23 protein-coding genes are annotated in these 24,373 nt (G+C 59.8%); all 23 read left to right on the top strand.

Annotated elements, in window-relative coordinates:
* The first annotated feature begins 134 nt into the window (after positions 1-134).
* Positions 135-1,688 carry a type VI secretion system protein TssA gene (tssA, locus tag K5E40_RS32410; protein ID WP_221734233.1) on the top strand — a complete coding sequence of 518 codons (1,554 nt, stop codon included), beginning with the start codon at positions 135-137 and terminating at the stop codon, positions 1,686-1,688.
* A gap of 32 nt (positions 1,689-1,720) precedes the next feature.
* Complete coding sequence (gene tssB, locus K5E40_RS32405; protein WP_003229587.1) at positions 1,721-2,224, top strand: type VI secretion system contractile sheath small subunit; 504 nt, start codon at positions 1,721-1,723, stop codon at positions 2,222-2,224.
* A gap of 25 nt (positions 2,225-2,249) precedes the next feature.
* Positions 2,250-3,725, top strand: a complete 1,476-nt coding sequence (tssC, locus tag K5E40_RS32400) for a type VI secretion system contractile sheath large subunit (protein WP_025112673.1) — start codon at positions 2,250-2,252, stop codon at positions 3,723-3,725.
* A gap of 9 nt (positions 3,726-3,734) precedes the next feature.
* Positions 3,735-4,142: a type VI secretion system baseplate subunit TssE gene (gene tssE / locus K5E40_RS32395; RefSeq protein ID WP_221734232.1), complete on the top strand. Its 408-nt coding sequence runs from the start codon at positions 3,735-3,737 to the stop codon at positions 4,140-4,142.
* Positions 4,143-4,153: 11 nt separating this feature from the next.
* Entirely contained in the window at positions 4,154-4,678 is a 525-nt protein-coding gene (locus K5E40_RS32390) for a PAAR domain-containing protein (protein ID WP_221734231.1), read from the top strand.
* Positions 4,679-4,685: 7 nt separating this feature from the next.
* On the top strand, positions 4,686-5,660 hold the full coding sequence (locus K5E40_RS32385) for a DUF6402 family protein (protein ID WP_221734230.1): 975 nt from the start codon (positions 4,686-4,688) through the stop codon (positions 5,658-5,660).
* 429 nt (positions 5,661-6,089) lie between these two features.
* Positions 6,090-6,515: a hypothetical protein gene (locus K5E40_RS32380; RefSeq protein WP_221734229.1), complete on the top strand. Its 426-nt coding sequence runs from the start codon at positions 6,090-6,092 to the stop codon at positions 6,513-6,515.
* A complete protein-coding gene (locus K5E40_RS32375; RefSeq protein ID WP_159814439.1) occupies positions 6,512-6,865 on the top strand; it encodes a hypothetical protein in 354 nt (117 codons plus the stop codon). The genes K5E40_RS32380 and K5E40_RS32375 overlap by 4 nt, the downstream gene beginning before the upstream one ends.
* Positions 6,862-7,245 carry a hypothetical protein gene (locus tag K5E40_RS32370; RefSeq protein WP_221734228.1) on the top strand — a complete coding sequence of 128 codons (384 nt, stop codon included), beginning with the start codon at positions 6,862-6,864 and terminating at the stop codon, positions 7,243-7,245. Before K5E40_RS32375 ends, K5E40_RS32370 begins: the two co-directional genes overlap by 4 nt.
* 62 nt (positions 7,246-7,307) lie before the next feature.
* On the top strand, positions 7,308-7,760 hold the full coding sequence (locus K5E40_RS32365; protein ID WP_128615657.1) for a hypothetical protein: 453 nt from the start codon (positions 7,308-7,310) through the stop codon (positions 7,758-7,760).
* 27 nt (positions 7,761-7,787) lie between these two features.
* Positions 7,788-9,575 (top strand): type VI secretion system baseplate subunit TssF, encoded by a 1,788-nt coding sequence (tssF, locus tag K5E40_RS32360; RefSeq protein ID WP_221734227.1) that lies wholly within the window; start codon positions 7,788-7,790, stop codon positions 9,573-9,575.
* The gene (gene tssG, locus K5E40_RS32355; protein ID WP_221734226.1) at positions 9,539-10,546 is read left to right on the top strand and encodes a type VI secretion system baseplate subunit TssG; all 1,008 of its coding nucleotides are present in this window, start codon (positions 9,539-9,541) and stop codon (positions 10,544-10,546) included. The genes tssF and tssG overlap by 37 nt, the downstream gene beginning before the upstream one ends.
* 11 nt (positions 10,547-10,557) lie before the next feature.
* Entirely contained in the window at positions 10,558-13,215 is a 2,658-nt protein-coding gene (gene tssH / locus K5E40_RS32350) for a type VI secretion system ATPase TssH (RefSeq protein ID WP_221734225.1), read from the top strand.
* Positions 13,216-13,225: 10 nt separating this feature from the next.
* On the top strand, positions 13,226-14,746 hold the full coding sequence (locus K5E40_RS32345) for a sigma-54-dependent Fis family transcriptional regulator (RefSeq protein WP_221734224.1): 1,521 nt from the start codon (positions 13,226-13,228) through the stop codon (positions 14,744-14,746).
* Between the two features lie 93 nt (positions 14,747-14,839).
* Positions 14,840-14,980: a hypothetical protein gene (locus K5E40_RS32340; RefSeq protein WP_003229566.1), complete on the top strand. Its 141-nt coding sequence runs from the start codon at positions 14,840-14,842 to the stop codon at positions 14,978-14,980.
* Between the two features lie 18 nt (positions 14,981-14,998).
* Positions 14,999-16,195: a type VI secretion system-associated FHA domain protein TagH gene (gene tagH / locus K5E40_RS32335; RefSeq protein WP_221734223.1), complete on the top strand. Its 1,197-nt coding sequence runs from the start codon at positions 14,999-15,001 to the stop codon at positions 16,193-16,195.
* Positions 16,196-16,200: 5 nt separating this feature from the next.
* Positions 16,201-16,701 (top strand): type VI secretion system lipoprotein TssJ, encoded by a 501-nt coding sequence (gene tssJ / locus K5E40_RS32330; RefSeq protein ID WP_221734222.1) that lies wholly within the window; start codon positions 16,201-16,203, stop codon positions 16,699-16,701.
* A 2-nt stretch (positions 16,702-16,703) separates the two neighbouring features.
* The gene (gene tssK / locus K5E40_RS32325) at positions 16,704-18,035 is read left to right on the top strand and encodes a type VI secretion system baseplate subunit TssK (RefSeq protein WP_221734221.1); all 1,332 of its coding nucleotides are present in this window, start codon (positions 16,704-16,706) and stop codon (positions 18,033-18,035) included.
* Positions 18,036-18,040: 5 nt separating this feature from the next.
* Positions 18,041-18,916: a type IVB secretion system protein IcmH/DotU gene (gene icmH, locus K5E40_RS32320; protein ID WP_221734220.1), complete on the top strand. Its 876-nt coding sequence runs from the start codon at positions 18,041-18,043 to the stop codon at positions 18,914-18,916.
* A gap of 13 nt (positions 18,917-18,929) precedes the next feature.
* The gene (gene tssM / locus K5E40_RS32315; RefSeq protein ID WP_221734219.1) at positions 18,930-22,469 is read left to right on the top strand and encodes a type VI secretion system membrane subunit TssM; all 3,540 of its coding nucleotides are present in this window, start codon (positions 18,930-18,932) and stop codon (positions 22,467-22,469) included.
* A complete protein-coding gene (locus tag K5E40_RS32310; protein ID WP_221734218.1) occupies positions 22,469-23,197 on the top strand; it encodes a PP2C family serine/threonine-protein phosphatase in 729 nt (242 codons plus the stop codon). Before tssM ends, K5E40_RS32310 begins: the two co-directional genes overlap by 1 nt.
* Positions 23,194-24,195, top strand: a complete 1,002-nt coding sequence (locus K5E40_RS32305) for a serine/threonine-protein kinase (RefSeq protein ID WP_221734217.1) — start codon at positions 23,194-23,196, stop codon at positions 24,193-24,195. Before K5E40_RS32310 ends, K5E40_RS32305 begins: the two co-directional genes overlap by 4 nt.
* Before the next feature lie 28 nt (positions 24,196-24,223).
* A partial coding sequence (locus K5E40_RS35825; RefSeq protein WP_409339158.1) for a hypothetical protein occupies positions 24,224-24,373 on the top strand: 150 nt, incomplete at its 3' end.

The following is a 24,373-nucleotide window of genomic DNA, read 5'->3' as shown; positions in this document are numbered from 1 at the left end:
CCTATAGGACAGGTGCGTCCGCAGTATGGAAATTAAGGATTAATAAGTGCTTAAAACAGGCTTATTCATCGAAAAAAGTCGATATTTCTAGAGTTTCAGCGAAGTGCTCTCTTTTTTACAGCCTGACGCCCGATTTGCTGGAAAAAGAAGGTCTTACTTCAGACCTTCCTAAAGTCTCTGTTTCCAAAGAGAATTTCGCGGGCGAAGACGTTCGTTTTTCGAGCGAATTCGAGGCACTGGAAAGCGAGCTGGCCAAAGCCTCGTCGATGCACGAAAGCGGGCAGATCGACTGGCTGAAAATTCGCGAAAACAGCGAAAACCTTCTGCGTACCCAATCCAAGGATTTGCGTGTCGGCGCCTGGCTCACCTGGTCGCTGTATCAGCGCGAATCCTTCCCGGGGCTGCTGGCCGGCCTCGGTCTGCTGCACCATCTGTCGGAAAACAACTGGGCCGACGTTCACCCGCTCAAACCCCGCACCCGTGCCGCCGCCATTGGCTGGCTGGTGCCGCGTCTTGAGCAGGTCATCACCGAAAACATCGCGATCAAAGAGCAATTGCCGATGTTCCGGCAGCTCTCCGAGCATCTGGCTGGCCTCGACGCTGCCTGCACCGAACATCTGGGTGATGATGCGCCGCTGCTGCTGCCGCTCTCCCGCCGCCTGAAAACCATGATCCAGCGTGCCGCCGACAACCAGCCAGCCCCCGGTGTGGTGGGCGCTGCGGTGGCACAGGTCAAACAGGCCGCGAGCCAGTTGCTCACGCCCGGCGCACCGATTGACAACGAAAGAGACGCTCACAAAGCCTTGCGCGCCCAGCAGGACAGCGCGCGGCCACTGTGCGCCTGGTGGCTCAAACAGAAGGCCACTGACCTGCGCGCCTTGCGCCTGAATCGCACGCTGCTGTGGATGACCATCGACGCGGTGCCTGAGCGCAACGCCGAACAGATCACCGTGTTGCGTGGTCTGCCACTGGAAAAGCTCAAGCTCTACCAGGACCGTTTCGATCAGGGCAAATACGCCGACTTGCTGGTGGAACTGGAGGCGAGCCTGGCGAAGGCACCGTTCTGGTTCGATGGCCAGCGAATGGTCTGGGAATGTCTCCAGAACCTCAACGCCGAGTTGGCAATGCGCGAAGTGGAAATCCACTTCGCGCTTTTGGTTCAACGTCTGCCTGGCATTGTCGAGTTGCGTTTCCATGACGGTGCGCCGTTTGCCGATCCGTCCACCCGGGCGTGGATCGCCGCCAACGTCATGCCGCACCTGCAAAGCGCCAGTGCGCCGCGCAAGGTCGAAAGCGATAACGTCGAAACCCAGCCAGCCTGGGAAAAAGCCCTCGAAGAGGTGCTGCCACTGCTGCGCAAGGAAGGCTTGAAGCCTGCCGTGCAGATCCTCAAGCAAGGACTGCAATCGGCCCACGGCGGACGCGAGCGCTTCTTCTGGCAGTTCGCGCTCGCCCGCCTGTGCTTCATGGCCAAGAAATACGAACTGGCCAAGAACCAGCTCGAAACCCTCGATCAGACATTACAGGACTCAGGCCTGCACGCCTGGGAGCCCGATCTTGCATTGGAAGTGCTGCACCTGCTGCACAGTTGCTGCGAGTTGTTACCGCAGAACCATGCAGTGCGTGAACGCAAGGAAGAGATTTATCGCAGGCTGTGCCACCTCGATCTCGAAGTGGTACTCGAATAGGCCCCAGGGCCACAACCGCAAGGAGAAAAGCCATGGCCAAAGAAGGCTCGGTAGCCCCCAAGGAACGCATCAACGTCACCTTCAAACCCGCCACCGGCGGTGCTCAGGAAGAGATTGAACTGCCGCTGAAACTGCTGGCAATCGGTGACTACACCCACCGCAAGGACGATCGCAAAATCGAAGATCGCAAGCCGATCAGCATCGACAAGATGACCTTCGACGAAGTGTTGGCCAAGCAAGAACTGGGTCTGACGCTGAGCGTGCCGAACCGTCTTCAGGAAGATGGCGAAGCCGACGAGCTGGCTGTGCAACTGCGCGTCAATTCGATGAAGGACTTCAACCCGGCCAGCCTGGTCGAGCAAGTGCCTGAGCTGAAAAAACTGATGGAACTGCGCGATGCGCTGGTGGCCCTCAAAGGCCCGCTGGGTAACGCACCTGCGTTCCGTAAAGCCATCGAAGGCGTGCTCGCCGACGACGAATCCCGCGGTCGCGTACTCGGTGAGCTGGGCTTGAACGCCGCAGCCCCGGACGCCTGAGACTCAAGCCAAGGAAGCCAACACAATGAGCACTAGCGCAGCACAAGAGAAGAGCGCCGAGAACGGCGAATACAGCATTCTCGACAGCATCATCGCCGAAACCCGTCTGACGCCGGACGACGAAGCCTACGACATCGCCAAACGCGGCGTGTCGGCGTTCATCGAAGAACTGCTCAAGCCGCAGAACAACGGTGAGCCAGTCAAGAAGGCCATGGTTGACCGCATGATCGCCGAGATCGATGCCAAGCTCAGCCGTCAGATGGACGAAATCCTGCACCACCCGGACTTCCAGGCTCTGGAATCGTCGTGGCGTGGTCTGCAACTGCTGGTCGACCGCACCAACTTCCGCGAAAACATCAAGATCGAAATCCTCAACGTCTCCAAAGAAGACCTGCTGGACGATTTCGAAGATTCGCCGGAAGTCATGCAGTCGGGCCTGTACAAGCACATCTACACCGCAGAATACGGCCAGTTCGGTGGTCAGCCTGTGGGCGCGATCATCGCCAACTACTACATGTCGCCAAGCTCGCCAGACGTGAAGCTGATGCAGTACGTGGCCAGCGTTTCGTGCATGTCCCACGCGCCGTTCATCGCTGCGGCCGGCCCGAAATTCTTCGGCCTGGAAAGCTTCACCGGCCTGCCGGATCTGAAAGATCTGAAAGACCACTTCGAAGGCCCGCAATTCGCCAAATGGCAGAGCTTCCGTACTTCGGAAGACTCCCGTTACGTTGGCCTGACCGTGCCGCGTTTCCTGCTGCGTAACCCGTACGACCCGGAAGAAAACCCGGTCAAATCGTTCGTGTACAAGGAAACCGTTGCCAACAGCCACGAGCACTACCTGTGGGGCAACACGGCCTACGCGTTTGGCACCAAGCTGACCGACAGTTTCGCCAAATTCCGCTGGTGCCCGAACATCATCGGCCCACAGAGCGGTGGTGCTGTTGAAGACCTGCCTCTGCACCATTTCGAAAGCATGGGCGAAATCGAAACCAAGATTCCTACCGAAGTTCTGGTTTCCGACCGTCGTGAATACGAACTGGCCGAGGAAGGCTTCATCTCCCTGACCATGCGCAAGGGCTCCGACAACGCGGCGTTCTTCTCCGCCAGCTCGGTGCAGAAGCCGAAGTTCTTCGGCATCAGCGCAGAAGGTAAGGCTGCAGAGCTGAACTACAAGCTCGGCACCCAACTGCCGTACATGATGATCGTCAACCGCCTGGCTCACTACTTGAAAGTGCTGCAGCGCGAGCAACTCGGTTCGTGGAAAGAACGTACCGACCTCGAGCTGGAACTCAACAAGTGGATCCGTCAGTACGTGGCCGACCAGGAAAACCCGAGCGCCGAAGTGCGTGGCCGTCGTCCGCTGCGCGCTGCGCAAGTGATCGTCAGCGACGTTGAAGGCGAGCCGGGCTGGTACCGCGTGAGCTTGAACGTGCGTCCGCACTTCAAGTACATGGGTGCCGATTTCACCCTGTCGCTGGTTGGCAAGCTGGACAAAGAGTAAGAGCGACTCATGGACGGATACGGCAGCCTTTTCGAACGCCTCAACGGCGATGCGCAACTACGCAAGGGCAACAGCCTTGAGGCTTGTGCCATGGCGTCAGTGGCTGCCCATCTGGCCAAAATGCTCAGCACCCGGGCCGGCAGCGTGCAAACGCTGTCCGACTACGGGTTGCCCGATCTCAATGACATGCGCCTGAGCCTGCACGACTCCCTGAGTCAGGCCCGCCTGGCCATCGAAAGCTTCATCGAAGCCTACGAACCGCGCCTGAGCAACGTGCGTGTCATTTCCCTGCCGCGTGACCACGACCAGCTTCGCCTGGCCTTCAGCATCGAAGGCCTGCTGGAAGTTGAAGGGTTCAAGCGACAGGTCAGTTTTTCCGCGCGCCTGGATGGCAGCGGTCAAGTGAAGGTCAACTAAGGAGAACCCCGATGTCTGGCAAACCCGCAGCACGCGTATCCGACCCCACCGCTTGCCCACTTCCAGGCCACGGCACCAACCCGATCGCCGCCGGTTCCGGTGACGTGTTCTTCGACGGCCTCGCGGCCGCCCGTGAAGGCGATGCCTCTGCGTGTGGTGGTGCGATGGCCGGCGGTTTGGCGACCACTGTGTTGATCAACGGCAAACCTGCTGCGACGGTTGATTCGGTGGGGACCCATGGCAACAAGGTCACGGCTGGGTCCGGGGCGGTGATTATTGGCAATTCGCATACACCGGCGCCGTTTGTGCCGCCGTTGCCGGTGGAGATTCGGTGGCCGTTCACCCAGCACTATGTTGTGCAAGACACTAAGACGGGGGCGCCTGTAGTGGGGCGCGCCTATACACTTAGAACTCAATCAGGAAAAGAAATAACCGGCGTTACTGATGCATCGGGAAAAACCGCAGTAATCGGCTCGGCCATTGCCGAAAGTGTCGAGTTGTTGTTCGATGATGAAATCTCCGTGTCAATTTCCTGAGGCGTTTATGACAAATCCTTCAGCAGAGCTTTTGACTCAAGCCAAAGACAAAGAAGGCAAGAAAGTATCGGCCAAAACCTTCCCGATATCATCTATTCCTGATGTTATGGATAGAATGGGGTGGAAAGTTGCGGCACGTGTGATGCGCCAGTGGTTTGACGGCGAGGCATTCGAGCTGTCTCAGCAACATAAGCAAGGTAAGTTACCTGCCAGCACACTCGATAAAAAAAATCTCATCACGGACATTCCGTTTGACTGGTTGTTCACAGCATCGGATCGCGTAAAACCAAAAGTTGATCAGTTTTTAAGTGAATTAGCGGCATCGACTGAGTTTAATAGCAGCGTTGGGAAGTCCAAGGGCATGCTTGACCAACTATCGAATGGCTTGGTCGTCATGATGACGCGGCTTAAACGCCTTGGCCTACTGGATGTGAATGCTGGGAAACTCAAAGATGCATTTTGCGACTTCAGTGATAAGACAGCGATAGAACTAGAGGAGTTGTCCCAATTCAATTTGATTCGTGTCGGGTCCACGACTCAAGAAAAAGCACTCGATGCGTTGGATGACGTCTACGGTGCGTTTGGGAATTTTTTGGTAAAGGTGGCCGCCACCAGGTTCAAAACGATTGTCGATGACAATGGGTTTCAAGCGATCGAAATCATGGAGTTAGGTTTTTATGGAAGGGATACCTACGACTTTCTGAATGATGATGGTGATCAGCTATTAGGTTATTGGGCTGATGAGGGTGTCCTGCGTCCAAACGTTTACGATTACTTTGTAGGAAAGCCTGCGGTGATCAAAAGCGAAGGTGTCGATTATTGTCGGATTACCAACGATCACTTCAATGAGTTTCGCAAGAAGTATAAAAAAGGCGGGGACATGATCAGTTATACAACGGTTAAATTGTATGAGACGTCTTTTATTGTGCATTTGGGGCCTCTTGATTTCGAAGAATACAAATTCCGCTCGGGGTCAAAGTGATCGTGAGTAAGAAATCATTGTCGTTATGGGTTCTGCTTGCATTATCTGGGGGGGCGATAGCTGCTTGGCTCTACCTGAAAACTGAAGCTGCCGATCTGGCGACACTTTATTCCACGACATGGAATGAGTCAGAAACTTGTTATATCAACTCATATATTCCCCAATATTCGAAGTTGGGTACCCCGGGTGCAATCGCAAAGATCTTCACAAGCGAAGCTTTCTTCAGGGTTTATAGTAAGGATGGAAAACTTTTGAGGTCGTCGGAATGGCTACTTTGGAAGAATGAATTTACGACGGACGAGCAATCTCGATGGGTGGGTGGTCGCGCAATTTACCCGACAGTATCAGGTTATGACGGCTGGATTATTCCAGAGTGCCGATAGGATCTCAGTTATGCAGGGGCACTTGGGTCGGGGATATGAAACCAACATGAACACCTACGTTCGCGTTGCCATGTGCCTGGCTTTCCATGCGGCTGGATGCGTTGCGTACGTTTTCCTGAACGACGCAGTGGTCGTTGCCTACAAAGCGTTCAACGGCGGCTTCACCACCCGTGGCGTGGGCATCGGTATCGCTCATTACATGTTTATTTATATTTTTTTCGCGGTGAACGCATTGGCCGCAGTTATCCCGAAATTATGGGCCAAGCTCGGTTTACTTGCGCTGATGGTTGCCTGGATTTTGTTCATGATGGCGCCCGACAACCCGTTGCGTGCGCTGTTCTACACCGTGGCCCAAGGCGGCGTCACGTTGTTGGCGATTTTGGTCACGCAAGTCATTGAGCTGCGCTGGGAAAAACGCGCGCTGATGCGGCAGACGTTGTCTGCGGGTCCTGTGCAGGAGGCGGTCGCATGAACCGCTCAAGTCGCCTCGGAATGATTTGGCTACAGCGCTTCGTAATGGCGATGGGCGCGCTCGCCTGTGTGCTCTATCTCGTGCTCAATAATTCTGTCACGCAGATGCTTTCCAACGCCTTGATGTTGCTCATGGACCGCGCCAATTTCATCCCGGCGGAGTCATCCATCTGGACCTTCGAACCATACGAAATCAATCAAGGCTCCTCATCCTACTGGCTCTATGGTGAGGATCGGGTCAACTTTTACTACTTTGCCTACACCCCCGAAAACGCTTACCGAGTGATCGCCAAAAGCAATCAATGTGCGGGCTTCGACAAGCGTGATGTGCGCACATGGTGCACGCCATGATGACGTGGCTGCGGGTCTGGAAATGGCTAAATCACCTGCTGAGCCTGATCGGTGCGTTGGCCGTCATCGTGGTCGTGGTGTTCTGGGTCGGGTCGATTCGCAGCAAAGTTGAGCGGGTATTGCCCGAGTATCCCGATGCGGTGTGGCGCGGTGCGGAGGATGGTGGCGACTTCATCGAGATTACCCGGTCGGCGCCGCCGGACTATTTCGTTGAGGTTCGCTCAGAAGGCGGCAGTCTCGTCAGAGAAGGCTGGGTGCGCTTCGCCACCCACGATGGCAAACCGTTGACGATGAACCGTGTCAGCGCTTCCGACGGTGAATACCTCTTCATCGATTCGTACGTGCCGATCACCGCAAGCAAGAGAGGGCAGACTCAGTGAAATTTCGCTCTTGCCAGACAGTGGTGCTGTCGGTTTGCCGAGCTGAGGATGGCGGCTCGCCAATGATCGACGCAGCGGACGAGATGCCCAAGCTCAGTCGCGCTCAACTGAGCTTCTTCATGCTCGCCTTGTGGTGGCCATTGTTGGTGGTGCTCGCGATTTCTTCCTACGACCTGTGGAGTGGCTTGTACACGACGCACGATTCATCCCATACCTATTGGGAATTCCTCTTGTGGTGGGGTATTCCCGGGCTTTTGGGGTTTGCGTTCTGGATGTCTCGATCCGCGAAAAGCAGAACCGAACAACAAGCGCTGCGGATGGTCTGGTGGGCGCCCGTGAAGTTCATCCCCTTTTACATCGTGCCATGGGTGATTTATGGCGTGTGCTGTTTGATCGCTGGGCAGTCTCAAGACGCCTATATGGCTTTCGGCCTGATCATGATTGTGCCTTACCTACTCATCGGCGGTTACGTGTGTGCCGCAGCAACGGTCGCGCTCTACAGGATATTTTTTTGATGAGTTCCACTACCAGGCAGGTAACCCGTGTCCTTTAACCACTACTACCAAAGCGAACTCACCGCACTGCGCCAACTCGGTCGCCGTTTCGCCGAGCGTAGTCCGGCGCTGGCTCCGTATCTGGGGCAGGCCGGGCGGGATCCGGACGTGGAGCGGTTGCTCGAAGGCTTTGCGTTCCTGACCGGACGCTTGCGCCAGAAGCTAGATGACGAGCTGCCGGAGCTCAGCCATTCGCTGATGCAATTGCTGTGGCCGAACTACATGCGCCCGCTACCGGCATTCAGCATTTTGCAGTTCGATCCGCTCAAGCGTTCCGGGCCTGCGTTGCGCGTCGAACGTGATACGCCGATTGAAAGCAAACCGATCGAAGACGTGCGTTGCCGCTTCCGCACCTGCTACCCGACCGAAGTCTTGCCACTGGATCTGGCCGCACTGAATTACTCGGTAAAGGGCGACGGTTCGTTGCTCAGCCTGCGTCTGGAAATGAGCGCCGACGGCCATCTCGGCGAGTTGGAGCTGAGCAAACTGCGTCTGCACTTTGCCGGCGAGCGCTACATCAGCCAGATGCTGTACCTGAGTCTGCTGCGCAACCTGGAAGGCATCGAGCTGATCCCGCTCGACGGTGCCGGCAAGCCAATCGATGGCGTGGCGGGCAAGCCGATGGCGTTCAAGATTCCCGGTGACCGGGTCAAACCGGTGGGCTTTGCCGAAGAAGAAGCGTTGATTCCGTATCCGCTGAACACCTTCCGTGGCTATCGCTACCTGCAGGAGTACTTCGCCTTCCAGGACAAGTTCCTGTTCGTCGACGTCAACGGTCTGGACATCCTCAAGGCGCTGCCGGAAGACACCCTCAAGCAAATGCGCGGGCTGGAGTTGCGTTTCGATATCCGCAAGAGCGGCATCATGCGCATGCGTCCGACGCTGGATAACGTGAAGCTGTTCTGCACGCCGATTGCCAACCTGTTCGCGCACGACGCCCTGCCGATTCGCCTCGACGGCAAGCAGGATGAATACCTGCTGCTGCCGGCGGAATACGATCTGGAAAACTGCGGCGTGTTCTCGGTGGAAACCGTCACTGGATGGAAGCCTGGCGGCCTCGGTTATCAGGAGTACGTGCCGTTCGAATCGTTTGAGCACGACCCGAGTTTCGACGTGCCCAACAGCCGCCCGCATTACAGCATCCGCCAGCGCTCGTCGCTGCTGCACGACGGCCTCGACACCTACCTGAGCTTCGGCATCCGCCACACCGAGGCCCACGAAACGCTGTCGATCGAGCTGATGTGCACCAACCAGAACCTGCCGAAGAAGCTCAAGCTCGGCGACATCTGCATGGCTTGCGAGGAGACGCCGGAGTTCTTGAGTTTCCGCAACATCACCCCGGCCACCTCGAGTTTCGCGCCGCCGCTGAACCGTGACTTCCTGTGGAAGCTGATCAGCAACATGTCGCTTAACTATCTGTCGCTGGCCGACGTCAATGCGTTGAAGGTGATTCTGGAAACCTACGACCTGCCGCGCTACTACGACCAGCACGCAGAGAAGGTCAGCAAGCGCCTGCTCGGTGGTCTCAAGCACATCAAGCACCACCACGTCGATCGGCTGCACCGCGGCCTGCCGGTGCGCGGTTTGCGCACCGAACTGACCATCGACCCGGAAGGGTATATCGGTGAAGGCGACCTGTTCGTTTTCGCCTCCGTTCTTAACGAGTTTTTCGCGCTTTACGCCAGTCTCAATTCATTCCATGAGCTGCGGGTAAAAAGCACACAGGGAGAGGTGTACCAATGGACACCACGTATGGGTCTGCAACCCCTGCTTTAAGCGGGTTGACCCGGGTAATACGCGAATACTCGCTGTTTCAGGCCGTGCTGCTGGTGATCGACCGACTGCGCGATGCACACCCGCACCTGAGCGAAGACGATTTGTACGATCAGGTGGAATTCCAGGCCAACCCGAGCCTCGGATTCCCGCGCAGCGATGTCGATCGAGTGGAGTTTTTCGAAGAGCACGGGCAGATGCGCGCGCGCGTACGTTTCAACCTGATCGGCCTGGTTGGCTCCGGTTCGCCGCTGCCGGCGTTCTACGGCGAGCAGGCGTTGGGCGACAGCGAAGACGGCAACCCGACGCGCAACTTCCTCGATCTGTTCCACCATCGCCTGCAACGGCTGATGCTGCCGATCTGGCGCAAGTACCGCTACCGCGCGAGTTTCCAGAGCGGCGCGATCGACCCGTTCTCGTCGCAGTTGTTTGCGTTGATCGGTCTGGGCGGCGAAGAAATCCGCAAAGCCAAGGAACTCAACTGGAAACGCCTGCTGCCTTACCTTGGCCTGCTCAGCTTGCGGGCGCACTCGGCGGCACTGATCGAAGCCGTGCTGCGTTACTACTTCAAGCACGAAGACCTGGTCATCGAGCAGTGCATCGAACGCCGCGTGGAAATTCTCGAAGAGCAGCGCAACCGTCTGGGGCGCGCCAACAGCATGCTCGGCGAAGACCTGGTGCTCGGCGAACACGTGCGCGACCGCAGCGGCAAATTCCGCATTCACATCACCCAACTCGATTGGCAGCGATTCCATGAATTCCTGCCGATCGGTTTCGGTTACCAGCCGCTCTGCGCGCTGGTGCGGTTCACCCTGCGTGACCCGCTCGATTACGACATTCGCCTGGTTTTGCGCCAGGAAGAAATCCGCGAACTGCGCATCGGTGAGCAGAACGCCTGTCGCCTCGGTTGGACCAGTTGGCTGGGCCGCGAGAAAGCGGACGGCGTGGTGACCCTGGGCAGCAAAATTCATTAAGGACGTGAGCCATGATCAACGTAGACCTGCAACAACTCATCCAGGCGCTGGACGCCGAAACCCGTCGTGATCTGGAGCGTTCGGCCGAGCGTTGCGTCGCCCGTGGCGGCAGCAAGATCCTCGTCGAAGACTTGATGCTCGGCCTGCTGGAACGTCCGAACGGGTTGCTCGCCCGCGCGTTGCAAGACGCGGATGTCGATGCCGGTGAGCTCAGCGCCGCGCTGCAATCGCGTGTTGAACACAGCGCTTCGCGCAACCCGGTGTTTGCTCCGGAACTGGTGCAATGGCTGCAAGACGCCTTGCTTGTGGCCAACCTCGAACTGGGCCAGACCCAGGTCGAAGACGCCGCGCTGATCCTCGCGCTGCTGCGCAACCCGATGCGTTATGCCGGCAGCCGTTATCAGCCGCTGCTCGCCAAATTGAACATCGATCGCCTGAAAGAATTTGCCCTGTCGCAACAGGAGCAACCGGCGGCCAACGGCAAACCGGCCGCTCAGGGCGAATCGCTGTTGCAGCGCTTCACCCACAACCTGACCCAACAGGCCCGCGACGGCAAACTCGACCCGGTACTGTGCCGTGACGGCGCGATCCGTCAGATGGTCGACATCCTCGCCCGTCGCCGCAAGAACAACCCGATCGTGGTGGGTGAGGCCGGTGTCGGTAAAACCGCTATTGTCGAAGGCCTGGCCTCGCGCATCGCTGCCGGTGAAGTGCCGCAAGTGCTCAAAGGTGTTGAGCTACTTTCGCTGGACATGGGCCTGTTGCAGGCCGGCGCCAGCGTCAAAGGTGAATTCGAGCGTCGCCTCAAAGGCGTGATCGACGAAGTCAAAGCCTCGCCCAAGCCGATCATTCTGTTCATCGATGAAGCTCACACGCTGATCGGCGCGGGCGGCAATGCCGGCGGTTCCGACGCGGCCAACCTGTTGAAACCGGCACTGGCGCGTGGCGAGTTGCGCACCATCGCCGCGACCACTTGGGCCGAGTACAAGAAATACTTCGAGAAAGACCCGGCGCTGGCCCGTCGTTTCCAGCCGGTGCAACTGCACGAACCGACCGTCAGCGAAGCGGTGACCATCCTTCGTGGTCTGGCTCAGGTCTACGAGAAGAGCCACGGCATTTACCTGCGTGATGACGCGGTGGTGTCTGCTGCTGAGTTGTCCGCGCGTTATCTGGCCGGTCGGCAACTGCCGGACAAAGCCGTCGATGTTCTCGACACCGCTTGCGCCCGCGTGCGCATCAGCCTCGCGGCCGCCCCGGAAAGCCTTGAGCGCCTGCGTGGCGAACTGGCTGAAGGTGGCCGTCAGCGCCAGGCCCTGCGTCGCGACGCCGAGGCCGGTCTGCTGATCGACCACGAAGCGCTGGAGGCACTGGAAGCGCGGCTGGACGAAGCCGAAAACGAAATGGTTGCACTGGAAGCCCTGTGGACTGAACAGAAGCAACTGGCCGAACGCCTGCTGGAACTGCGCCAGCAACTGGCCAAGGCCCGTGAAGCCGCAGCCGTCGAGCCGACCGTCAACATCGAAGAAGACGCCGAAGGCGCCGTGATTGAAACCCTCGCCGCTGAAGTCGAGGAAGGTCAAAGCGTCGAAGCGCTGGAAGCCCAGCTCAACGAAACCCACAGCGCATTGACCGCCGCTCAGGTCAAAGAGCGTCTGGTCAGCTTCGAAGTCTGCCCGCGTCTGGTGGCTGAAGTGATCAGCGCCTGGACCGGCGTACCTTTGGCGCAACTGGCCCGTGAGCACAACGCCAAAGTCGCCAGTTTCGCCACCGACCTGCGCACGCGCATCCGGGGTCAGGAACAAGCCGTCCACGCACTGGATCGCTCGATGCGTGCCACCGCGGCTGGCCTGAACAAACCGGATGCACCGGTCGGCGTGTTCCTGCTGGTCGGCCCGAGCGGCGTCGGCAAAACCGAAACCGCGCTGGCCCTCGCCGACCTGTTGTACGGCGGTGATCGGTTTATCACCACCATCAACATGTCCGAGTTCCAGGAGAAACACACCGTTTCGCGCCTGATCGGTGCGCCACCGGGCTACGTCGGTTACGGCGAAGGCGGCATGCTCACCGAGGCCGTGCGCCAGAAGCCGTACTCGGTGGTGCTGCTTGATGAAGTCGAAAAGGCTGACCCGGACGTACTCAACCTGTTCTACCAAATCTTCGACAAAGGCGTGGCCAATGACGGCGAAGGGCGCGAGATCGACTTCCGTAACACGCTGATCCTGATGACGTCGAACCTGGGCAGCGACCGTATCAGCGACCTCTGCGAAGACGGCGCGCGGCCAACCGCCGAACAGCTCGAAGAAACCATTCGCCCGGTACTCAGCAAACACTTCAAACCGGCGCTGCTGGCACGGATGAAAGTGGTGCCGTACTACCCGGTCGGCGGTCCGGTGCTGCGCGAGCTGATCGAGATCAAACTCGGTCGTCTCGGCGAGCGCCTCAACCGTCGTCAACTGGATTTCAGCTGGTGCCAGAACCTCGTCGATCACCTGTCCGAGCGCTGCACTCAAAGCGACAGCGGCGCGCGTCTGATCGACCACTTGCTTGATCAGCACGTCCTGCCGTTGGTGGCGGATCGTCTGCTCGATGCGATGGCCACCGGTGAAAGCCTCAAGCGTGTGCATGCCACGCTCGACGGCGACGCCAGCGTGACGTGCGAGTTTGCCTGAGGTGGGCGTGATGTTCACTCAAGTGCCGCAGCCGCTGGTCTATGCCGAAGCGTTGCTGGCGCAGTTCGCCAGCCTTTCGCGGGCGGCGGACGGTGCTGCGCTATTGAGTGACTTTGTGCGTGGGCTGGCCGGGCTGAGTGGTTGCGAACTGACGCAACTGTATCTGCTCGACGCCACCCACACCTGCCTGGGCATGAACGCCGAATACCTCGACGGCGCGCTGCAACCGCGTCAAGCGGCGAGCCTGCCGGCGGACTACAACGGTGAGCAACTGCTGCAATTTGCGCTGTGCCAGAACCGCGTGGTGTGCCTCGACGATTTGAGCGCCAGCCTGCACGAAACCAGTTTTCTGCCGGCCGTGGCAGCGCCGTGGCAGTCGCTGCTGTGCGTGCCGCTGGTCAACCAGCACAAGGCTGTCGAAGGCTTGCTGTTGTGTGCCAGCCGCCATCGCACCGACCTGCAAGGCTTTGCCGACTCACTCGGCCAACTCGGCTCGTTCGTACTCGGCCAATTGCACTTGCTGCAACGCCTGCGTCAACCTCAGGACGTCTCGGCACCGGTGTTGCGCAGTGTGCCGAGCATCAGTGGTTATGGGCTGATCGGCAAAAGCGCGGCGATGCGCCAGACCTACTCGTTGATCAGCAAAGTCCTGCACAGCCCTTACACGGTGCTGCTGCGCGGCGAAACCGGCACCGGCAAGGAAGTGGTTGCGCGAGCGATTCACGATTGTGGCCCGCGCCGTTCGCAAGCGTTCATTGTGCAGAACTGCGCGGCATTCCCGGAGAACCTGCTGGAAAGCGAGCTGTTCGGCTATCGCAAAGGTGCATTCACCGGTGCCGATCGCGACCGCGCCGGGCTGTTCGACGCGGCCAATGGCGGCACGCTGTTGCTCGACGAAATCGGCGACATGCCGCTGTCGTTGCAGGCGAAAATCCTGCGCGTGTTGCAAGAAGGCGAGATTCGTCCGCTGGGCTCCAACGATACGCACAAGATCGACGTGCGCATCATTGCCGCGACTCACCGTGATCTGGCGGTGCTGGTCAGCGAAGGCAAATTCCGCGAAGACTTGTACTACCGCCTCGCGCAATTTCCGATTGTGCTGCCGGCCCTGCGTCAGCGCGAAGGCGACATTCTTGATCTGGCTCGCCATTTTGCCGAGAAGACCTGCTCTTTCTTGCAGCGTGACCCGGTGTGTTGGTCCGAAGAAGCACTTGAACACCTGTGCGGTTACACCTTCCCCGGCAACGTCCGTGAACTCAAGGCCCTGGTCGAGCGTGCGGTACTGCTGTGCGAGGGCGGCGAGTTGCTGGCCGAGCATTTCTCCCTGCGCATGGAACCCATGTTCGAAGACAACAGCGGCCTGAATCTGCGCGAGCGTATGGAGCAGGTCGAGCGCTCGTTGTTGCTCGATTGCCTGCGCAAGAACGACGGTAACCAGACCCTCGCCGCCCGTGAGTTGGGCCTGCCTCGGCGCACGCTGCTGTACCGCCTCGGGCGCCTGAATATCAATCTTGGAGATTTCGATGGATAGGCCAAGATCATCGACTTCGCCGCAAAAAAACTATTTCAGCGCCGCCCGCAAGGGTCGGCGCTTTGTGCTTTGTCTACCCCTGGAGACCCTCTGATGTCTGTTCGTCACTGGCACGCTGTCCTGCTGACCCTCGTCGTTCTATGCGGCCTTGGCGGCTGTAGCGGCAATTACAAATTCAACGACAACGACTATCGCCCGTTGGGTGATCCGCAAGCGGTCAATCGCGGCAAGTGACCGCAAGGAGCATCAAACATGGAATTGGTTTTCGAAATGCTGAACACCAAGCAGTTCGTGCCCACCGAGTTGTGCCAGAAGACCTTCAAACAGGCTGGCGGCGTCATCGGGCGGGGCGAGGACTGCGACTGGATCATCCCTGACCGCAAGCGTCATCTGTCCAATCATCATGTGATTGTCAGTTACCGTGAGGGCACGTTTTTCCTGACCGACACCAGCAGCAATGGTGTCCAGGATGGCGCAAGCGGCGCACGCCTGCACAAAGGCGAGCCGGTTCGCATCGAACACGGCAGCACCTACGTGCTGGGCGACTTCGAGATCCGTGCGCGACTGGTGCGTGACCCGGCGACCTTCGACGGCGAAGTCGGCCGTCCACGCGCCGCTGGCAGCATCATCCCGGACGACGCGTTCCTCGACCTCGACCCGCTCAACGCCCTCGAACAGCAAGAGCGCGTCTATTCGGAAATCGACGAACTGCTGGCGCCCAACACCAAACCTGAAGACTCCCGTCAGCGTGCCGACTACGCCCGCATCGACATGGAAAGCCTGATGGTGCCGGAGCTGATCGCCGCGCCCGCCGAACCGGAGCCTGCTCCGGCACCCAAAGCCGTCGAGCGCCAAAGCGAAGGTTTCTGGGAGCATTTCGGCGCCGCGCTGGGTGTGGATCTCAAAGGCGTCAGCCACGACGAACGCGAAGCCCTGGCGCTGAACGCCGCGCGTCTGTTGCGTCAAAGCGTCGGTGGTTTGCAGCAGAGCCTGCGCACCCGTTCGGAGTTGAAAAACGAGCTGCGTCTGGCCCAGACCACCGTGCAAGGCACCAACAAGAACCCGCTGAAATTCGCCGTCGACCCGAGCGAAGCGCTGCAGATTCTGTTGCAGCCAAGCAAGCCCGGGCATTTGCCGGCCGAACAGGCGATTTCCCGTGCGTTCCGCGATTTGCAGGCGCATCAGGTGGCTTTGCTGACCGCCAGCCGTGCCGCCGTGCGCGGCACGCTGGAACACTTCTCGCCCGAGCAACTGACCCTGCGTTTCGAGCGCGACAACAAGCCGTTGATCGCCACGTCGGGCGGGCGCTGGAGAGCGTTCGGCCGTTACCACCAGGCCCTGCGTCAGGACGATGACTGGAGCGAGCGTCTGCTGGCCCGCGACTTCGCCCAGGCCTACGAAGAACAGATCCGCCTGATCTCCACCCTCCACACCGACCACCAAGGATGATGCGCATGTCTCGCCGCTCGACCGCTTTTTTCAAGACGCTGACTGCGCTCACCGTGCTGGTGCTGCTCGCCGGTTGCTCGTCGCTGTCGCCGTACTCGAAAGTGACCAAGATCAACCTGAAACTGACCGGCAGCGATCAGTTGAACCCTGACCTCAACGGCCGCCCGTCGCCGATCGTGGTGCGTCTGTTCGAACTCAAGCACCCGGTGACCTTCGAGAACGCTGACTTCTTCAGCCTTTACGAGCGTGCCAAAGAATCCCTTAACCCGGATCTGGTGGCCAGCGAAGAACTCGAACTGCGCCCGGGTGAAACCGTGGAAATGAAACTCAGCGTGGAGGAGGGCAGCCGCTATGTGGGCGTTCTCGCCGCCTACCGTGACCTGCCGGAAACCCAGTGGCGCTACACGGTGCAGATCACCCCGCTGGAAATCACCGAGGCGGACCTGACCCTCGACCAGGCCGGTATTCGCAACACCCATCAAGTGCTCGCCAAGGCGGATGACTGAACATGAATACCCATAAAGTCATTTGGCAGGAAGGCATGTTGCTGCGTCCGCAGCACTTCCAGCACAACGATCGCTATTACGATCACCAGATGAAAACCCGCACCCAGTTGCTGGGTGGTTACACCTGGGGTTTCCTCAATCTGGAGATCGACTTGCAGTTCCTCAACATGGGCAAACTGGTGATCAGTGAAGCCTCGGGGATTCTGCCGGACGGTAGCCTGTTCGAACTCGGTGGCAACACCGAACCGCTGGCGCTGGACGTACCGCCAAACACCGGCAACACGCCGATCTACCTGGCGCTGCCACTGGTCACCGGCAACCACATCGAATCGCGCCGTCCGGAGCAATCCGACGTGCTGGCGCGTTACACCGCGTACGACGCCGAAGTCGCTGACTCCAACGCCGGCGACGACTCGGCCAGCCAGGTCAGCTGTGGTCGCCCCGATTTCAAACTGTTGCTCGGCGAGCAACAGAGCGATCAGGCCTACGTGAAGCTGAAGATCTGCGACGTACTCGACACCACGCCCGACGGCGTGATCAGCCTGGATCCGGACTTCGTGCCGACCTACATTCAGGCTCATGCCTCCAGCTACTTGCTGTCGTGCCTGAAAGAAGTCATCAGTATGCTCAGCCACCGTGGCGACACCATTGCCGAGCGGATTCGCTCCAACGGCAAGGTCGGCGGCGCAGAAGTCGGCGACTTCATGATGCTGCAACTGATCAACCGCACCGAACTGTTGCTGCGCCACTATCTGGGGCTGGAGCAGGTGCACCCGGAAGAGTTGTACCGCACGTTGCTGACCATGCTCGGCGATCTGGCGACGTTCTCCGGCGAGAGCAAACGCCCGCGTCTGGACAGCCGCTACTCCCACGCCGACCAGGGCGCGAGCTTTCGCAAACTGATGGACGCGATCCGTCAGGTGCTGTCGATGGTGCTCGAGCAGCACGCCATCGAACTCATCCTGCAAGCGCGGCAGTACGGGATCATCGTGTCGCCGTTGCACGACCACAAACTGCTGGGCTCGGCGTCGTTCGTGCTGGCGGCCAGTGCCAACTGCGACTCCGAAGAACTGCGCCACCGCTTGCCGGCGCACCTCAAGGTTGGTCCGGTGGAGCGTATCCGCCAACTGGTCAACCTGCACCTGCCGGGGATCAAGGTCAAACCTTTGCCCGTCGCCCCACGGCAGATCGCGTTCCACTCGAACAAAACCTACTTCATCCTCGAACTCAGTTCCGAAGATCTGGCACAACTCGAGCGCTCAGGCGGCTTCGCGTTCCATGTGTCCGGCGAATTCGCCGAGCTTGAACTGAAATTCTGGGCCATCAGGAACTGACCGACATGAACACGGAAACGGAATACAGCCAGGACGACAAAACAGTCTTGCTCGACCGTCAGGGCCACGGACCGGCGTCGAGTCCACTGACCGACTTCGCCGCGCCGCCGCGTTTCGAGCAACTGGAAGAACGCATGATCTACGCCGCACGCGTGCGCCCGGCGGAAGCGTTCAACATCAGCCTCAATTCGCTGGTCGCCGCGTCGTCCGAGTTGCTCTCGGAAGTGGTGCGCCTCAAGCACAGCGAAACCCGCGAAGACCTTTATGCGCTGAACGCGCGCCTGACCGCCGGGCTCAAGCTGTTTGAAGTGAGCGCCCTGCACAACGGCGCCGAAAGCAGCCAGGTGATGGCGGCGCGTTACGTGCTCTGCACCGTGGTCGACGAAGCCGTCGTGACCACACCGTGGGGCAACGAAAGCGAGTGGTCGCAGATGAGCCTGCTCAGCAGCTTCCACAACGAAACCTTCGGTGGCGAGAAGTTCTTCCAGCTGCTTGATCGGCTGTCGAAAAACCCGGTCAAACACCTGCCAATGCTGGAGCTGATGTACCTGTGCCTGTCCCTCGGTTTCGAGGGCAAGTACCGCGTACAGGCGCGCGGCATGCTCGAACTTGAAGGCATCCGTGATGCCTTGTACCGGCAGATCCGTCAGTTGCGTGGCGACGTGCCGCGCGAGTTGTCGCCGCATTGGGAAGGCTTGAACGATCAGCGCCGCAACCTGGTGCGCATCGTGCCGGCGTGGATGGTGGTGTTGTTCACTTTCGTCTGTCTGGTGGTGATGTATTCGGGCTTCGCCTGGGTCTTGGGTGAGCAGCGCGACACCGTGCTGCAACCTTACCAGCCGCTTGATCCAGCCGCGGTTCAACCGCAGTCGCAGCCGTAAACAGGGACGTGTGATGAAAAAGTTTTTCAAGAAAGTCGGCGCCTTCCTGCGCCAGACCTGGGTCTGGACCCTGCTGCTGGTGCTGTTCGTGGCACTGCTGGTGTGGTTCGTTGGCCCGTTGTTGGCGGTTGATGACTACAAGTTCTGGGAGAGCCCGACCTCTCGCCTGTTGACCATCGCCGTGCTGTTCCTGATCTGGGGCCTGACCATGGTCTTCGTCAGCTGGCGCGCCGGTGTACGCAAGAAAGAAGTCGAAGCCACCGAAGACGGCCAGGATCGCATCCGCCGCGAAGAGCTGATCGACGACGAACAGAAAGAGTTGAAGGTGCGTTTCAAAGACGCGCTGAAAACCCTGAAAACCTCGAGCCTGTATCGTGGCCGCAGCGAGCGCTGGCGCAACGAACTGCCGTGGTATCTGTTGATCGGCCCGCAGTCCAGCGGCAAGACCAGCCTGCTGGACTTCTCCGGTCTGGAATTCCCGATCAACAAGATCGACCGCAAGCTGACCCGCGACACCCAAGGCACCCGTCATTGCGACTGGTACTTCGCCGACCACGGCGTGCTGATCGACACCGCCGGGCGTTACATGACCCAAGGCGAGAAAGACGTCGACGGCAGTGCCTGGACCACGTTGCTGGAACTGCTGCGCAAGCGTCGTCGCGGTCGTCCGTTGAACGGCGTGCTGGTGACCATCCCGGTGGAAACCCTCACCGGCGGTAGCGAGCAAGACATCGACACCCTGGCGCGCCAGGTGCGTGGTCGCCTGCAAGAGATCTATCAGAAGCTGCACGTCGACGTGCCGGTGTATCTGGTACTGAGCAAGGCCGACAAACTGCTGGGTTTTGACGAGTTCTTCGATCAACTGACCCGCGAAGAAAGCGATCAGGTGCTGGGTACCAGTTTCCGCAAGGATCAACAGGGCACCGACGTGGCTGTGCTGCGCGGCGAGTTCGAAGAACTGCTGCGTCGCCTCAACAGCCAAGTGATCATGCGCATGCACTCCGAGCGTGACACTCAGCGCCGTGGCCGCATCCTCGACTTCCCGCATCAACTGGGGCAAATCGGCGAGCGTCTGTGCCTGTTCGTCGACATGGCGTTCACCGGCAACCGTTACCAGCGTGCAACGCAACTGCGTGGTTTCTACCTGACCAGCGCACCGCACCTGACCCAAGAGATGGATTCGACCACTGCCGCGATCGGCGCCAACCTGGGCATCAATGCCGGTGTATTGCCGACCCTGCGCAGCGGTCGCTCGCGATTCATCCACCATTTGTTCAGTCAGGTGATTTTCCCCGAGGCCGATCTGGCCGGTCTGGACAAGCGCGAACGCAGCCGCATCAACTGGGGCCAACGTGCGCTGTACGTCGGCGCACTGGCGGCATTGGCGTTGTTCGGCATGCTCTGGGCGGGCGGTTTCTCGGCCAACTACGAGCGTCTGGAAAACCTGCGCAATCTGGCGCAGAACTGGAATCAGCAGCGTTCGGTGCTGTCCCCGCGTGATGACGCGATGGGCGCGCTGAAAACCCTCGACACCAGCTACGCGGCAACGCAGGCGTTCCCGAAAAAGGGCGACGTGTCGTACCACGAGCGTGGCGGCCTGTATCAGGGCGAAGACGTTAATCCGGTGGTCAAGGAGGCTTACGAGCGCGAGCTTGAAACGCAACTGCTGCCCCGCGTCGCAACCCTGCTCGAAGGCCAGATCCGCGCCAACATGAAGGACCGCGAACGCCTGATCAACAGCCTGCGTGCGTACCTGATGTTGAACATGAAGGATCGTCGCGATGCGGCATGGCTCAAGGACTGGGTGGCTACCGACTGGTCGCAGCGCTACACCGGCAACACCGCGGTGCAGAACGGCCTGAACCACCACCTCGAACGCCTGCTGAAACAGCCTTTCATCTACCCGCTGAACGATCAGTTGGTGGCTCAGGCGCGTCAGGTCTTGCGCAGCGAATCGTTGGCCACCGTGGTCTACCGCATGCTCCGCGAGCAGGCGCGCAACCTGCCGGAATACCGTTTCAGCCAACACCTCGGCCCGCAGGGCTCGCTGTTCATCGGCACCGACTACGTGATCCCGGGGTTCTACACCCAACAGGGTTATCAGCAGTACTTCTCGGTGCAGGGCTCGGCACTGGTCACCGACATCCTGCGTGACAACTGGGTGCTGGGCGAAGGCGCGGGCATCAGCGACATGGACTTGCGTCGCCTGATGGTCGAACTGGAGCAACTGTACTTCCGCGACTACGCCAACTACTGGAGCGAAGCCGTTGGCCAGGTGGCATTGCCGCCAATCAACGACGCCGGTGAAGGCGCCGAGCAACTGGCGGGCCTGACCTCGGCCAACTCGCCGGTGCTGGCATTGCTGACCGAAGTGCGTGAAAACACCCGCTTCCCGGCGGCCGCTGATCCGGTGGACGAGGCCGGCGATGCTGCCGATGCCTTGGCTGGGCAGAAAGGCAAACTGGGCAAAGTCGGCAAACTGGCGTCGGCGGTAGCCGACAAGGCTTCGGCCCTGAACGTCGCGAAAAACCTGCCGGACACTGCCAAGAAGTCGCTGCAACGTCGCTTTGAACCGCTGCATCGCTTGCTCGATGACAACAACGGCCCGGCCGCTGATCTGACCCCGGCACTGAGCGCGCTCAACGACCTGCAACTGCAACTGGCCAGCCTGGCCCGTTCCAGCACGCCGGAACAAGCCGCGTTCGAACTGGCGAAAACCCGCATGGGCGGCCAGCGCGATGCGCTGACTAACCTGCGCAATGCCTCCGGTCGTCTGCCGCGTCCGCTTAGCGTGTGGTTCAACGTGCTGGCCGAAGACTCCTGGCGCCTGGTGCTCAGCGATGCCTACCAATACCTGAACGGCCGTTATCAGAACGAGTTGTACAGCGTGTATGGCAAAACCATCAGCAAGCGCTATCCGTTCAGCGCCAGCAGCACCAGCGACGTGGCGATCAGCGACTTCCGCGATTTCTTCAAGGCGCAAGGCGTTGTTGACCGCTTCTTCGACAACTACATGCGTCCGTTTGTCAGCGGTGATCCGGGCAACTACCGGATGCGCAGCGTCGACGGCCACAGCCTGCCGGTGTCCAAGGTCTACCTCGATCAGATGGCCGCTGCGCAGACGATTCGCAAGAGCTTCTTCTCGATCAACCCGGCCGAACCGCAAGTGCAGTTCAAACTGGAGCCGTACACCCTCGACCCTGCCGTCAGCCGTTCCGAATTCAAGTTCGGCGACCAGACCATGGAATACCGTCACGGCCCGATCCTGCCCATGTCGTTCAAATGGCCAACCGATGCTGAAGACGGTCGCACCAGCCTGGTGATGGACAAGATGGCGGGGCGCCCGATCGGTATCGAGAAGAACTCCGGCCCATGGTCGCTGTTCCGTCTGTTCGACCTGATGCAGACCGAGTACCTGAGCGGTCGTGACGTGTTGGTGCTCAAAGCCAATGTGGGTGGCCTGCGTGCCAACTACCTGCTGTCCAGCCAACGCACGCCGAACCCGTTCGACATGGGCGTACTGCGCACCTTCCGTATGCCGGTGCAGCTCTGATGCTCGTGGCCAGTCCCTGGCGCAGCGCGGCGCGTACCGACCCGGGCAAGGTGCGGGCGCGCAACGAAGATGCCTTCCTCGACAATCCGCAGCAGGGGCTGTGGGTGGTCGCGGACGGCATGGGCGGTCATCAGGGTGGCGACATCGCCAGCCAGTTGATCGTCGCCAGCCTGGCTGATTTGCCGCAACACGATGACTTCGACGAGCGCCTCAAAGCCATTCGCCAGTGCCTGCACTGGTTGAATCGGCGTTTGGGACAAGAGTTGACCGTCACCGCCGGACGTCACGACAGCATCATGGGCAGCACCGTCGTGGCGCTGCTGATGGAAGGCAATCGCGCGGCCTGCATTTGGGCTGGCGACAGCCGTTGTTATCTGTGGCGCGGGCAGCGTTTGTATCAACTGTCCAAAGACCATTCGCTGCAACAGCAACTGATTGACGAACAGCAAATGAGCGTCGAACAGGCGGCAGCGCACCCGGCGGCTCAGGCATTGACCCGAGCCGTCGGCGCCGCCGAAACACTGACCCTGGATGTACTGGAACTTGAGGTGTATCCGGGCGATGCGTTTTTGCTGTGCAGCGATGGTTTGTACCAAGGCATGAGCAGCGATGCCCTCGGCAACGCCCTCAGCCTCAGCGCGCCACATGTGGCGCTGGAACGTTTGTTCGACGGCGCCCTGCGGGGCTCCGCTCGCGACAACCTGACAGCCGTGGTGATCCGCCAATGACCAACATCGAATCACCCATCGATGACGTGCTGATGAGCGAAGAACAGGCCAACAACCTGACCTACTTCGCCTTCGCCAAGGAACACAAAGCAGAACCTTTGCCAGCGCCAACCAAGGCCAGCATCGGTGCACTGCCAGACATACTCGCCGGTCGCTACCACCTCGAGCGTCTGCTCGGGGCGGGCGGCATGGGCGCTGTTTACCGGGCCAGGGATCTGCTGCACGAACAGTTCGGCGATCCCGACCCTTACATCGCGCTGAAAATCCTCAGCGAAGAATTTGCCGAATCGCCGGACGCCAGTGCCTTGCTTTACGGCGAGTTCGCCCTGACCCGACGCCTGCGCCACGACAACGTTGTGCGCGCACACACCTTTGAAGTCGACACCGATTGCCAGCGGGCCTTCATCACCATGGAATACATGCGTGGCCTGACCCTGGACAAATTGCTCTGCGAGCGGCCACTGGGCCTGCCGTGGAAAGAACTGCGCGACATCGTCCTGCCGCTGCTCGACACGCTGGCCTACGCCCACCGTCGCGGCGTGCTGCACGGCGACATGAAACCGAGCAACGTCATGCTCAGCGAAGACGGCTTGCGCCTCTTCGACTTCGGTTTGGGCCAGGCAGAAGAGGGCACCTTGCCCGGCCTGCCGCACCTGAGCCGCGAACGCTTCAACGCCTGGACCCCGGGCTACGCCGCCCCCGAACTGCTTGAGGGCCAACCCTTGTCGGCCAGCGCAGACGTGTACGGCGTGGCCTGTGTGATCTATGAACTGGCGAGCGGCAAACACCCGTTCCGCCGTTTGCCCTCGACCCAGGCCCGCGACGAGCATCTGGAGCGCCAGCTGCAAGCCCCGCAGAACCTGCCAAAACACAGTTGGCCAGCGCTGCAACAGGCGCTGAGCTTTGATCCGGCAGCACGCACCATCACTGCCGACCAATTGCGTGACGCCTTGGGCGCCACTTCGTCCTGGCTACAACGTCTGCGGTTTCGGGCGTAACGGATGACATTCGAACAGGGAGCACACGATGTTCAATTCAGCTAACGAAACCCACTTCAGCCTCAAGGTCGAAGACTACGTGGGCGACCTGCAAGTGCTGTCGTTTGTCGGCACCGAAGGCATCAGCCAGCCGTATCGTTTCGACCTCGAACTGGTCAGCGAAAACCCCGATCTGGAC

It is taken from the genome of Pseudomonas baetica (assembly GCF_019733355.1).
In the GTDB taxonomy this organism is placed as follows: domain Bacteria; phylum Pseudomonadota; class Gammaproteobacteria; order Pseudomonadales; family Pseudomonadaceae; genus Aquipseudomonas; species Aquipseudomonas baetica_A.
The sequence above is the reverse complement of the archived record's forward strand: the minus strand, read 5'-3'. Positions and strand labels throughout refer to the sequence as shown.